Origin of the sequence: Parafrankia elaeagni, assembly GCF_000374165.1 — a bacterium.
Classification (GTDB): Bacteria; Actinomycetota; Actinomycetes; order Frankiales; family Frankiaceae; genus Parafrankia; species Parafrankia elaeagni.
Genome location: NZ_KB893736.1, coordinates 44,917 through 56,823, shown reverse-complemented (window position 1 = coordinate 56,823; position 11,907 = coordinate 44,917). Strand labels below are relative to the sequence as shown.

The window sequence follows — 11,907 nt, the reverse complement described above, 5'->3', positions numbered from 1 at the left end:
GAGGTGGTCTATCAGGGGATCCGGCTCACTCCGGCGCAGATCGTCGCCGCCGCGGTCGACGAGGATGTTCATATTGTGGGTCTGTCGGTGTTGTCGGGGTCGCATATGAACCTTGTTCCCGAGGTCCTCGACGGGCTGCGGGAGGCCGGGCTCGGTGACGTTCCGGTGGTGGTCGGGGGGATCATTCCGCCGTCGGACGCGGAGGCGTTGACCGCGCTCGGGGTCGCGGCGGTGTTCACTCCGAAGGACTACGGCCTCACCGGGATCATGCGGGGTATCGCCGAGATCGTCCGCACAGCCAACGGCCTCGACCGTGCCTGATCCCGATCCCGGAGCCGAGGAGGCCGGAACCGGAGCCGGAGCCGGAACCGGGGCTGGGGTCGGCCTGGGAGCGGACTATGAACCGGTGGCGGCCCGGGTGTCTCCCCGGGAGCGGGCGAGCAGGAGAGCGACGTCGTCGAGCTCGGTCAGCACGTGGGTGGGTGGAAGGTCGAGGCGGGCCAGGGTGCGTGTGGTGGCACGCAGCTGCCCCATGGCGGCGGCGGCTTGCAGGCCGTGACCCATCACGTCGCCGATGACCAGCGCGACCCGTCCACCTGGCAGCGGAATGACGTCGAACCAGTCGCCGCCGACCTCGGCGCCGGACGCACCGGGCAGATAGCGCCAGACCAGGTCGAGGTTCGGCACCTGCGGGATGTCCCTCGGAAGCAGGGCCCGCTGCAGCGTCAGCGCGGTGGTGCGCTGGTAGTCGAACGTGCGCGCGTTCGCGTTCGCGGCCGCGATCCGGCTTCCCAGCTCCATGGCGGTGTGCACGTCCGCCTCGTCGTAGGGCTGCGTGGCGGTGACCGCGAACCCGGCGCAGCCGATGCAGTTACGGCCAGCCAGCAGCGGAACGATGATCGCGGACCGAATCTGGAAGTGCCGGTAGAGGAACGCGAGACCCTGCGTCTCCGAGTACGGCAGGCGTTCGTCCAGCTCGACGAGGATCGGCTGGCGGGTGAGAAACGCCCGCGCCGTCTGGTGTCCCGTCAACTGGGGATCAGTCCTGCCATGGCCGTGAGCCGCCGCTGTCGCCGCGTGCTCGGGTGTATGCGGACGTATCCGAGTGTGGGGCAGCCCGACCAGCCGTGCGACTCGGGCACCCTTCCAGCCCGGCGAGCTCCACGGCACGGCCCGCCGAGAGCCGGCGCTCGGCGGCAGGCGGCAGGCGGGGACCGTATGCCGTACCCGGCGCAACGCCGTGTGTGCCCCGCACCCCCCGCACGGCGAAGCGCCGTGACCGGAAGGACCCGCTTCAGACGGTGCGTGTCCCGCCGGTCACGGCGCCAGGAAGGTCACCGGGAACCGGGAAGCCCCCGGAGATCAGGGACGGATACCTCGAACGAGCAGATCAGATCAGGCAGATCAGGCAGATCAGAAGGGGCAGGTCTGCTGGTACGCCTGGACCTCGCTGAAGAGGCCGCCGGACGGGCCCGGGCAGAGGAACTGGCTGTAGCGGGTGTCGTTGTCCACCCACCGCTTCGCCCAGGAGATCGCCATCTTCGCGACCAGGTTGTTCGGGGACTGCGGGAAGAAGTGGCTTGCGTTGTTGAGCTCGAGGAAGGCCTTCTCGCCACTGAGCGAGTTGTAGAACGGCGTCGAGTGGGAGCCCACGGAGGCAATGGTGTCGGACTCGCCGCCGATGATCATGGTTGGCACCTGGACCTCGTTCCAGCTCTTGTCCGAGTTCCACGGCGCCAGTGGCAGGACGGCCTTCAGGGACGGCCGGTCGGAGGCTGCCTCCAGCGATCCACCGCCACCCATGGAGTGACCACCCACGGCCAGCCGGGTCGGGTCGATCCGGCTGGCAGCCGGGCTGTCCTCCACCGCCCAGTCGAGGGCGGCGAGCAGCTGCTGGCCCCGGGACGGCGGGTAGTCATACCGGCTGTTGGTCTCGATGCCGATGACCACGAACCCGAACGAGGCCAGCCGCGGCCCGAGCCAGTCGATGCTGGACCAGCCGGCAGTGAATCCGGGGGAGAGCGCGATGGCACCGTAGGTGCCCTGGTTGGTGGCGGTCGGGTAGTAGAGCCTGCCACCGCCGAAACCGGAGACCAGCGACGAGATGTTCGATGTCGTCACCGCGAACGGACCGGTGGTCGCGGTGACGCTCGCCTCCGTCGGGTTGGGTCCCTTGGCGTAGGGGTTGGCGACCTGGGCCTGGGCCGGCGCCGCGGCCACGGCACCGGCGCATAACGCCGCGGCCATCGACGACGCAAGCGTCAGTTTCAGTCGTCTGCTGGCACTTCCGAACAGTTTTCTGCCACGCATGGCGAACTCCTTCCAGGTGGAGCTGGCGGGTGCTGTTTCCCATTCATCGGCGGCCGCTGACGAATGGCACATCGGTACTGGGGTACCGCGGAGGGAGCTGGTCGGTGAACCACCTGATGGCGGGCCCTTGTGAGCCCACTACCAGCGGAGATGCTGGGGACGGCGATAACGTGGCAGTCTGGTGGCTGTCACGTTTGACTGCCGTGGATGCGTCATGGCGAACGCAGCCGAAACAGGACGGCGAGACATCTCCGCCGTGGTCCTGTGGGTGCCTGAAAGCAGGGCGGAGGTAAGTCGTCGGTGACGGTCACGGGGTCATGAGCAACCGTCTCCTGTGCGCCCGAGAAGCTGCTTAGGTGGGTCAGCATGACCGACGGATGTGAGGTACGTCAACCACTCTGGGCGGATTATCTGGGAAGAGGTATAACCCTCCCGGAGAAGTCGGAGACGGGTCTCCTGTTATGCGTCCGGGTGCCGGTGAACAAGGTAACTGTTATGATCGGAGACCGGCTCCCAGGAATACCCGATGCCTGGTTTCCCTACTGGCTCGCCCGGCGCTGGCTGCTGGCTGCTGGCTGCTGGCTGCTCGGTCGCTGGCGCGGATGGGGCAGGTCGGTACCGAATCAGCGCGCGACATCGATGCGTCGTCAACGCGAGGTCGAAGGTGGCCCCAGCCGGGAGCCGGAGGCTATTCCTGTCGGCCGGAGATGTAGACCGCTGTTTCCCGGACGAAGTCACCGAGGTCGTCGAGCGCTTTCAGTCGGGCGACAACGATTTCGTCGTCGACGTCGACGTAGTCATGCACGAGGACGTTCCTGAAACCGACGGCCCTGCGGAGCGACCGGGCGAGAGCCGGGGTCAGCACGCTGTGGTCCCCGAGGAGGCGGATCGAGTCCCCGTTGTCGGCCGGTGGTCCCCAGCCTCTCGTCGCGCAGATGTGCTGCGCGACGTCGACGCAGGCCTCGATCGCGGTGACGAAGGTGTACTTGACGCCTCGCAACCAGATCGGATCCGCGCGGCGCTCGTCGTCGGCACCCGCCTCGCGGCGGAGCACGGACAGGTCGTCGGTGATCGCGCGGAGCAGGCGCAGCACCCGGGCCTGGTCGACCACCGGCTAGATCTCCCCGGCGAGCAGCGCGGCGGCAAACTCGCGATGGGCACGGGTGATCCGCGGGAGCTCGTCGAAATAGATCTTTCTGGTCATCGCCTCCCAGTGCACCCGGGCGACCCGGTCATCCTCGAAGAGGAGCTGACCGCCGACCGCGACCCTGCCGGCGAGTTCGAGTGGCGCGTGGTCGAGGACCAGGAGATCGACGCCGGCTGGCAGGAGGATGTCGAAGGAGCTGGGAGGCCGCGGCCCGCCGAAGTAGGCGGCGACGTCGATATCCGACTCCGCTCGCTGCTGCCCGGTGGCGCGACTGCCGTGCAGGTAGGCGAATCGGGCGCCCGCCTGGCGCAGCGCGGTGACGGCGTCGCGCCGCGTCGCGGCCGCGTGCGTCTCGTCCATACTTCGATCCTCGCAGACAGGACCGGTCTGCCGGACTCGGCCGCGGTGGTCCGTCCGTGGACGCCTGCCGGGGAGCTTTCGGACCGGCGGGTCGACGCGGCCGTCGGCTGCCTCCGACAGGCGGGAGGTCTGACGATGTCTCGACTTTTGCCTTCTCTCCGGCGAAACTAGAGCAAGATCTAAGAAAAGAGTCGCCGTGTAAGACGGATTCGCGCAACATCGCGACTGAAGTCGAACCGGTGGCTCGGGTCGGTGGTCGGGCCGAGGGGAGCTCGCATGCCTCGCCCGGTCCTCACGCCTCCTCCGAGGAGATCAGGGATGACGGTATGGACCCAACCCAGGTGAAGGCCGAGCCCGCCGACAGCAGGCCGACCGGCGCCACCGGACCGGGCGCCACCGGACCGGGCGCCACCGGACCGGGGCCACGCCCACGGGTGGGTGTGTGGCTGGTGGGAGCCCGCGGCTCTGTCGCGACAACCGTGGTCACCGGCGCGTCCGCGATGCGCGTTCGGCTCGTTCCGCCGGTCGGCATGGTCGGTGAGACGGCCGAGTTCGCCGGGGTCGGTCTGCCGAGCCTCGACGACCTCGTCTTCGGTGGCCACGACGTGGCGTCGACACCCCTGCCGAAGCGGGCCGCCGAGCTGGCCCAGGCCGGCGTCGTCCCGGCCCGTCTCGTCAGCCTCGTCGAGGACGAGCTGGCCGCCGCGGACACCGAGATACGCGACGGCGCCGGTGGGCCCCTGCGGGAGCACGAGGACCAGGCCACCGCGGCGCGGCGGCTGGCCGACGACATCAGCTCCTTCCGGGACCGTCACGAGCTGCGGCGGGTCGTCGTGGTCAACGTGTCGTCGACCGAGCCGCGGTTCGCCGCCGGCCCGGAACACCAGGACCCGGTGGCGCTTGGACGCGCGCTCCGCGGCGGCCGCGACGTACTTCCGCCGAGCTCCCTCTACGCGTACGCGGCGATCCAGGCCGGCTGCCCGTTCGTCGACTTCACGCCCTCCACCGGGATGCGGCTGCCGGCACTGGGCCTGCTGGCGCGGGAGCGGGCACTGCCGTACGCGGGCAGCGACGGCAAGACCGGGGAGACCCTCTTACGCAGCGCGCTGGCGCCGATGTTCACCGGACGGGCGTTGCGGGTCCTGGCCTGGTCAGGCACCAACCTGCTCGGTGGCGGCGACGGCGCGACTCTCGCCGATCCACTGGCCGCGGCGAGCAAGACCACCTCCAAGGGGCAGGGACTGCGGGGGATGCTCGGGCACCGCACCGACGGCGACACCCGCATCGACTACGTACCGGCGCTGGGCGACTGGAAGACAGCCTGGGACCACGTGCTGTTCGAGGGCTTCCTCGGTGTGCGGATGACGATGCAGGTCACCTGGCAGGGCTGCGACTCGGCGCTGGCCGCCCCGCTGGTGCTCGACCTCGCCCGGTTCGCCGCCCACGCGCACGAGGCCGGATGCAGCGGCCCGCTGGGCGCGCTGGGGTACTACTTCAAGGATCCGCTCGGGACGACGGAGTACCGGCTTCCCGAGCAGTACCGCATCCTGCGGGACTGGGCCTGCGCGCTGGGCGGACCGGCAGGGGCGGCCTGATGCCCGTCCCCACCGCCGCGGTCCTGGCCGAGCTGGTGCGTGCCCCGGCGGCGCTGACCGTGCCGGGCGACGTCCTCGTCGGCGCGGCGTGTCGGGCCGACGGGGCGTTCCGGGCCGACGGGGCGTTCCGGGTGGCCGGGGCGTTCCGGGTGGCCGGGGCGGGCGCACGGCCCGGCTGGCCGGCCCGGCCGGCGCGTACCGTCGGGCTCGCCGCCAGCTCGGTCTGCCTGTACTGGGCCGGGATGGCGCTCAACGACTATGCCGACCGGGAGCTGGACCGCGTCGAGCGGCCGGAGCGTCCCCTTCCCTCCGGCCGGGCGTCCGCGGGTTTCGCGCTGGGGCTCGCGACCGGTCTCACCGCCGCCGGGCTGGCCCTGGCCGGCGCCACCGGCGGACGGCCGGCGCTGCGGACCGCGCTGCCGCTCGCCGGGGTGGTGTGGGCCTACGACCTGGCGTTGAAGAACACTGCGGCCGGCCCGCCGGCGATGGCCGCGGCCCGCGGGCTCGACGTCCTGCTCGGCGCTACCGCCACCGTCCCCGTCGCGGCCGGCGGGGGTCCGATCCGGGCGGGAGCACGCGGCGCCCTGGCCGTCAGCGCCCACACGTTCGCCACGACGGTGCTCTCGCGCGGGGAGGTCACCGGGGCGAGACGTTCCGTGCCCGTGCTGGCGCTGGGCATCACCGGCGCCGTCACCGCCGTCCTCGTCGCCGCACCCGCCGCCCACCCCGGCCCCGCGGGTCCGGCCGGCTCCGCCGCACTCGCCGGCCTTCGTCGAGGCGAGCCGGGCCGCGAGCCGGGAGACCGTTCGGACGGGCTGGAGAGACTGGCGAGACTGGCGGGTCTGGCGTACGCCGCCGGCTACGCCGCGACCGTGGGAACGGCGCAGGTCAAGGCCGTCCGTGAACCCACCGCGGGGCGCATCCGCGGCGCGGTGGGCGGCGGAATCCTCGGCCTCATCCCCCTGCAGGCGGCACTGATCGCCCGGTCGGGCGCGCCCGTCGCCGCGGCGGCGGTGATGGCGTCCTACCCGCTGAGCCGGCTGCTGGCGCGGCGGGTGTCCCCCACATGAGCGCCCTGCGCTTCGGCTACGGCACCAACGGCTTCACCAACCACCGGCTCCAGGACGCACTCGCGATCATCGCGGACCTCGGCTATGACGGGGTCGCCCTCACCCTGGACCACGCGCACCTCGACCCGTTCGAACCCGGGCTGACCCGCCGGACAGCCACGGTCGCGGCCCGGCTCGCCGACCTCGGTCTCGCGGTGGTCGTCGAGACCGGTGCCCGCTACCTGCTCGACCCGCGGCGCAAACACGAGCCGACGCTGGTCGCGGAGATCGGCCGGGCCCGCCGGACCGAGTTCCTGTGTCTTGCCGTCGACGTCGCCGCCGACCTCGGGGCCGAGGCCGTGTCGTTCTGGAGCGGTGTGCGCCGGCCCGAGGTCGACCCCGGGGCGGCCTGGGAGCGGCTGGTGGCCGGCTGTTCCACCGTGACCGCCCACGCCGACCGGTGCGGCATGCCGCTCGGTTTCGAACCCGAGCCGGGGATGCTCGTCGAGGACGTGGCCGGTTTCGAGCGGCTCCGCGCCCAGCTGGGCGCGCCGCCGCTGTTCGGCCTGACGCTCGACATCGGGCACGTCCGGTGCCTCGAACCGGACCCGGTGCCCGACTGCGTCCACCGGGCCGGTCCCCACCTGCGCAATGTCCAGATCGACGACATGTGCCGGGGCGACCACACCCATCTCGAGTTCGGGGCCGGAGAGATCGATTTTCCGCCGGTACTGGCCGCGCTGGCACAGACCGGTTACCGGGGTCTCGTCGCCGTCGAGCTGCCACGGCACAGTCATGCCGCCCCCGACGTGGCCCGGCGGTCGATCGAGTTTCTGCGCGCCGCGGCGGTCCGGCGGCCGACGGTGGTCCCCACCGCCGGCCGCCGGACCGGCACCGCGGACGGGAGCTGGCCCGGCCAGCAGGAGGTGTGACTCCATGGAGATCGAACTCGACCAGCTCCACCCCGTTGACCAACCTGACGTTGGCCAACCCGACGGGCTGGACGATCTGTGTCGGGTCCTGGCGCCCCGGCTGGACCCCCATGCCACCCGGTGGCTGGCCGCCGCGACGGCGGCCGTCGCCGCTGATCCGGACACGCTGACCAGCCTGTTTCCCCAGGCCGGCCGTTGGTGCGGTCGTAAGCCGCTCACCCCCGGCCGCGCGGGGCAGCGGGGCGTGCCCGACACGCCCACGTCCGACACGCCCACGTCCGACACGCCTGTGCCCCGCACTGACCTGGACGGCTGGCAGGTCCAGGACGCCGCCCGCACCGTCCTGCTCGCGGCCCTGCCGACCGCGACCGAGCCGAGGGTCGCGGCGGTCACGCGGATCTACCAGCGCGGCGACGCGGCGGAGAAACGAGGCGTGCTGCGGGCGCTGCCGCTGCTGAACCTCGGGGACGCAGCCCTCGTGATCACCCGGGACGCGCTGCGCACGAACGACTCCCGGCTCGTCGCGGCGGCGCTCGGGCCCTACGCGGCCCGTCATCTCGACGACCAGGCATGGCGTCACGGCGTGCTCAAGTGCGTCTTCCTCGAGGTGGATCTGACCGTGGTGGCGGACCTCGAACGGCGGGCCGACGCCGAACTCGGCCGGATGCTCGGTGACCTCGCCGCCGAGCGCGCGGCCGCCGGCCGCCGGCTGCCCGCCGACGCACAGGTGCTGCTGGGCCGATTAGCCAACGCCCGTCCTCTCTGGTGACCAGGAGATCCGATGCGCATCTTCGACCCCCACATCCACATGACCTCCCGCACCACCGGTGACTACGAGCAGATGTACGCGGCCGGCGTGCGCGCCGTCGTCGAACCCGCCTTCTGGCTCGGCCAGCCGCGTACCAGCGTCGGGTCGTTCGTCGACTACTTCGACGCCCTGATCGGCTGGGAGCCGTTTCGCGCCGCCCAGTTCGGCATCCGCCACCACTGCGCGATCGCGCTCAACCCGAAGGAGGCCAACGACCCGCGCTGCGTGGAGGTGCTCGACGAGCTGCCGCGCTACCTGGTCAAGGACGGCGTGGTGGCGGTGGGCGAGGTCGGCTACGACTCCATGACGCCCGAGGAGGACGAGGCCTTCGCCCGCCAGCTCGAACTGGCCGTCGAGCACGACCTGCCGGTGCTGGTGCACACCCCGCACCGCGACAAGATCAGCGGAACCCGCCGTACCCTCGACGTGATCCGGGAGTCCGGCATCCCCCCGTACCGGGTGATCGTCGACCACCTCAACGAGGTGACCGTCGGGCTGGTCGCCGACTCCGGCTGCTGGATGGGGTTCTCCATCTACCCGGACACCAAGATGGACCCCGACCGGATGGTGGCGATCCTGCGGGAGTACGGCACCAGATCCGTGCTGGTCAACTCGGCCGCCGACTGGGGCCGCAGCGATCCGTTACGGACCCACCGGACCGGGCAGGCGATGCTCGCCGCCGGTTTCACCGACGACGACGTCGACACGGTGCTGTGGCGTAACCCGGTCGCCTTCTTCGCGCAGAGCGGGCGGCTGGACGTCGGCGACGACATCGGGGGCACCGGAGACGTCGGAGGCGTCGGAGGCGTCGGGGGCGTCGGGGGCGTCGTGCCGGTGGAGCCCACGGCGACCTTCGCGGGCAACTCGGTGCTGCGCGGCACCCGGCCGGAAAGCTGACCGGCGATGAGGCTGAGTCATGCGGACGGCACCACCGTCCACCTCGCCTACTGCACCAACGTGCACCCCGCGGAGGACGTCGACGGCGTGGTGGGGCAGCTGGCCCGCTTCGCCGAACCGGTGCGCCGCCGGCTCGGCGTCGACCTGCTCGGCGTGGGTCTCTGGCTCGCCCGCGACACCGCCGCCGGCCTCGCCCGGGACGGGGCTGCGCGCCGGCGGCTGCGCGCCGAGCTGCAGGCCCGGGGGCTGGAGGTCGTGACCGTCAACGCGTTCCCCTACCGGGGCTTCCACGCCCCGGTCGTCGGGCACGCCGTGTACGCACCGGACTGGACCGAGCGGTCCCGGCTCGACTACACCACCGACGTCGCCGAGGTGCTCGCCGACCTGCTGCCCGACGAGGCCCGGGGCAGTATCTCCACCCTGCCCCTGGGGTGGGGCTCCGGCTGGACGCCGGCCCGGGGCGACGCCGCCCGGCGGCACCTGGCCGAGCTGGCGGAGCACCTGGAACGGCTGGAGGCCACGACCGGCCGGGTGATCCGGGTGGGGCTGGAACCCGAACCGGGCTGCGTCGCGGAGACGATCAACGACGCGGTCGTGCACCTGGCCTCGGTGGACACCGACCGCATCGGGGTCTGCCTCGACATCTGCCACCTGGCCGTCGCGTTCGAGGACCCGGCGACGGCGCTGGCCCGGCTCGAGGCCGCCGGGCTGCCGATCGTCAAGGCGCAGGCGTCCTGCGCGCTGCACGTGGCCGACCCCGCGGATCCGGCCAGCCGGACCCGGTTGGAGCGGTTCGTCGAGCCGCGTTTCCTGCACCAGACCCGGGTCTCGCCCCCGGGCGGGGATGACGGTGGCGGTGGGGGTGGAGCGGGCGTCGCGGTCGGCGTCGACGATCTGGCCGAGGCGCTGCACGGCCCCCGGGCGCTGCGCACCGACGCACCCTGGCGGGTCCACTTCCACCTGCCGCTCCACGCCCGGCCGCCGGCGCCGCTCGCGAGCACCAGCCCGGTGCTGGTGGACACGCTGACCCGGCTGTTCGGCGACAGCTCGGCCCGGACCGATCACCTCGAGGTGGAGACCTACACCTGGGACGTGCTCCCCGCCGGGCAGCGTCCCACCGACGACGCGGGTCTGGTCGCCGGGATCGCCGCCGAACTCGACTGGGCCCGGCGCCACCTGACCGCCGTCGGCCTGAGCGCGGTCGCTCCGGGCAGCGTCGCTCCGGGCAGTGCCGCTCCGGGTGGCGCCGGTCAGGCCGGCCTCGGTCAGGCCGGCCTCGCCGCCCCCGCGACGTCGGTGAGGAGCTGACCGATGAGTGCGACACCTGTGGTCGTTCTGGACGTCGTGGGCCTGACCCCCCGACTGCTGCGGCACATGCCGAACCTCTCCCGGCTGGCCGGCAGCGGGTTCCGGGCCCGGCTGGATCCGGTGCTGCCCGCGGTCACCTGCTCGGTCCAGGCGACCCTGCTCACCGGTGCGCTTCCCCGTGAGCACGGCATCGTCGGCAACGGCTGGTACTTCCGCGGCCTGGGCGAGCCCATGCTGTGGCGTCAGCACAACGCGCTGGTCGGCGGCGAGAAGCTCTGGGACGCCGCCCGGACCCGCGCCCCCGGGTGGCGGGTGGCGAACGTGTGCTGGTGGTACGCGATGGGAGCGGCCACCGACATCGTCGTCACCCCCCGGCCGGTCTACCACGCGGACGGCCGCAAGTCGCCGGACTGCTACGTCCGTCCGGCCGACCTGCACGACGAGCTCACCGGTGAGCTGGGGCCGTTTCCGCTGTTCCAGTACTGGGGGCCGACCGCGGGGATCGCCTCGTCACGGTGGATCACCGCCGCGGCGCGAGCGATCCTGGACCGGCATCGACCCGACTGCCTGCTCGTCTACGTGCCCCACCTGGACTACGACCTGCAGCGGTACGGCCCGGACGACCCGCGGGCCGCGGTCGCCGCGCGCGAGGTCGACGAGGTGCTGGGGCCGCTGCTCGACGACATCCGCGCGCGGGGGGCCACGGCGGTGGTGCTGAGCGAGTACGGGATCACGGCCGTGCGCCGTCCCGTCGACATCAACCGGGCGCTGCGCCGGGCGGGGCTGCTGGAGGTGTACGTCCAGGACGGGTGGGAGCTGCTCGACCCGTGGGCGTCGCGGGCGTTCGCCGTCGCCGACCATCAGATCGCGCACGTCTACGTCCGTCATCCCGACGAGCTGGCCCGGGTCCGGGACCTGTGCGCCCGGCTGCCGGGGGTGGACGAGGTCCTCGACGACGCCGGTGGAGGCAAGGCCCGGTACGGGCTGGACCATCCGCGCTCCGGTGAACTCGTCCTGGTGGCCGAACCGGATGCCTGGTTCACCTACTACTACTGGCTGGACGACACCCGGGCGCCGGACTTCGCGCGCACGGTCGAGATCCACCGCAAGCCCGGCTACGACCCGGCCGAGCTGTTCTTCGACCCCGCGGATCCGTGGGCGAAGGTGCGCGCCGGCGCCGCGCTGGCCCGCAGAAAGCTCGGCCTGCGTTACAGCATGCAGGTCGTTCCGCTTGATCCGTCCTGCGTGCGGGGCAGCCACGGCCGGTTGCCCACCTCGGCGGACGACGCTCCGGTACTGATCTGCTCCGACCCGGAGGCCGGCACTGAGTCGATCCGCGCCACCGAGGTGAAGGACCTGCTGCTCCGGCTCGCCGGGCTCGCCGCACCGCTCCCCGCGGCGCGGACGGCGGCCCCACCCGGCCCGTCCGGCCCCCGCTGACCCCGCCGGCCTCGCTGACCTCGCCGGCCTCGCTGGCCTCGCTGACCTCGCCGACCCCGCC

General features: G+C 72.3%; 12 protein-coding genes. 8 read left to right on the top strand and 4 right to left on the bottom strand.

Going from position 1 to position 11,907, the window contains the following annotated elements; translation table 11 throughout:
* A partial coding sequence (locus tag B207_RS0119780; RefSeq protein ID WP_026311246.1) for a cobalamin-dependent protein occupies positions 1 to 321 on the top strand: 321 nt, incomplete at its 5' end.
* Positions 322 to 396: 75 nt separating this feature from the next.
* On the opposite strand, the gene B207_RS34650 is transcribed toward B207_RS0119780, so the two are convergent.
* The 4 genes from B207_RS34650 to B207_RS0119760 all read right to left on the bottom strand — a co-directional run bounded on the left by B207_RS34650 (position 397) and on the right by B207_RS0119760 (position 3,817).
* Positions 397 to 1,170 carry a PP2C family protein-serine/threonine phosphatase gene (locus tag B207_RS34650; protein WP_326828577.1) on the bottom strand — a complete coding sequence of 258 codons (774 nt, stop codon included), beginning with the start codon at positions 1,168 to 1,170 and terminating at the stop codon, positions 397 to 399.
* A 243-nt stretch (positions 1,171 to 1,413) separates the two neighbouring features.
* Entirely contained in the window at positions 1,414 to 2,310 is an 897-nt protein-coding gene (locus B207_RS0119770; RefSeq protein ID WP_051102593.1) for a poly(ethylene terephthalate) hydrolase family protein, read from the bottom strand.
* Positions 2,311 to 2,998: 688 nt separating this feature from the next.
* A complete protein-coding gene (gene hepT / locus B207_RS0119765; RefSeq protein WP_018638337.1) occupies positions 2,999 to 3,421 on the bottom strand; it encodes a type VII toxin-antitoxin system HepT family RNase toxin in 423 nt (140 codons plus the stop codon).
* A gap of 3 nt (positions 3,422 to 3,424) precedes the next feature.
* On the bottom strand, positions 3,425 to 3,817 hold the full coding sequence (locus B207_RS0119760; protein ID WP_018638336.1) for a nucleotidyltransferase domain-containing protein: 393 nt from the start codon (positions 3,815 to 3,817) through the stop codon (positions 3,425 to 3,427).
* 326 nt (positions 3,818 to 4,143) lie between these two features.
* Here B207_RS0119760 and B207_RS0119755 point away from each other — a divergent pair, with 326 nt between their 5' ends.
* The 7 genes from B207_RS0119755 to B207_RS39920 are packed head-to-tail and all read left to right on the top strand — an operon-like array spanning position 4,144 to position 11,846.
* Positions 4,144 to 5,412 (top strand): inositol-3-phosphate synthase, encoded by a 1,269-nt coding sequence (locus tag B207_RS0119755; protein WP_018638335.1) that lies wholly within the window; start codon positions 4,144 to 4,146, stop codon positions 5,410 to 5,412.
* Positions 5,412 to 6,482, top strand: a complete 1,071-nt coding sequence (locus B207_RS0119750; protein WP_018638334.1) for an SCO3242 family prenyltransferase — start codon at positions 5,412 to 5,414, stop codon at positions 6,480 to 6,482. The genes B207_RS0119755 and B207_RS0119750 overlap by 1 nt, the downstream gene beginning before the upstream one ends.
* The gene (locus tag B207_RS0119745; RefSeq protein ID WP_018638333.1) at positions 6,479 to 7,393 is read left to right on the top strand and encodes a sugar phosphate isomerase/epimerase family protein; all 915 of its coding nucleotides are present in this window, start codon (positions 6,479 to 6,481) and stop codon (positions 7,391 to 7,393) included. The genes B207_RS0119750 and B207_RS0119745 overlap by 4 nt, the downstream gene beginning before the upstream one ends.
* 4 nt (positions 7,394 to 7,397) lie before the next feature.
* Complete coding sequence (locus B207_RS0119740) at positions 7,398 to 8,162, top strand: EboA domain-containing protein (protein WP_018638332.1); 765 nt, start codon at positions 7,398 to 7,400, stop codon at positions 8,160 to 8,162.
* A gap of 12 nt (positions 8,163 to 8,174) precedes the next feature.
* Entirely contained in the window at positions 8,175 to 9,098 is a 924-nt protein-coding gene (locus tag B207_RS0119735) for a TatD family hydrolase (protein ID WP_018638331.1), read from the top strand.
* A gap of 6 nt (positions 9,099 to 9,104) precedes the next feature.
* The gene (gene eboE / locus B207_RS39925; protein ID WP_018638330.1) at positions 9,105 to 10,406 is read left to right on the top strand and encodes a metabolite traffic protein EboE; all 1,302 of its coding nucleotides are present in this window, start codon (positions 9,105 to 9,107) and stop codon (positions 10,404 to 10,406) included.
* Positions 10,407 to 10,409: 3 nt separating this feature from the next.
* A complete protein-coding gene (locus B207_RS39920) occupies positions 10,410 to 11,846 on the top strand; it encodes an alkaline phosphatase family protein (RefSeq protein WP_035741376.1) in 1,437 nt (478 codons plus the stop codon).
* The last annotated feature ends 61 nt before the right edge of the window (positions 11,847 to 11,907 follow it).

Bases quoted from the DNA above. Each gene is read 5' to 3' on its own strand.
- eboE (WP_018638330.1), top strand. From the start codon at position 9,105: ATGAGGCTGAGTCATGCGGACGGCACCACCGTCCACCTCGCCTACTGC.
- B207_RS0119770 (WP_051102593.1), bottom strand. From the start codon at position 2,310: ATGCGTGGCAGAAAACTGTTCGGAAGTGCCAGCAGACGACTGAAACTG.
- B207_RS0119755 (WP_018638335.1), top strand. From the start codon at position 4,144: ATGGACCCAACCCAGGTGAAGGCCGAGCCCGCCGACAGCAGGCCGACC.
- B207_RS0119745 (WP_018638333.1), top strand. From the start codon at position 6,479: ATGAGCGCCCTGCGCTTCGGCTACGGCACCAACGGCTTCACCAACCAC.
- B207_RS0119735 (WP_018638331.1), top strand. From the start codon at position 8,175: ATGCGCATCTTCGACCCCCACATCCACATGACCTCCCGCACCACCGGT.
- B207_RS0119740 (WP_018638332.1), top strand. From the start codon at position 7,398: ATGGAGATCGAACTCGACCAGCTCCACCCCGTTGACCAACCTGACGTT.
- B207_RS0119760 (WP_018638336.1), bottom strand. From the start codon at position 3,817: ATGGACGAGACGCACGCGGCCGCGACGCGGCGCGACGCCGTCACCGCG.
- B207_RS39920 (WP_035741376.1), top strand. From the start codon at position 10,410: ATGAGTGCGACACCTGTGGTCGTTCTGGACGTCGTGGGCCTGACCCCC.
- B207_RS0119750 (WP_018638334.1), top strand. From the start codon at position 5,412: ATGCCCGTCCCCACCGCCGCGGTCCTGGCCGAGCTGGTGCGTGCCCCG.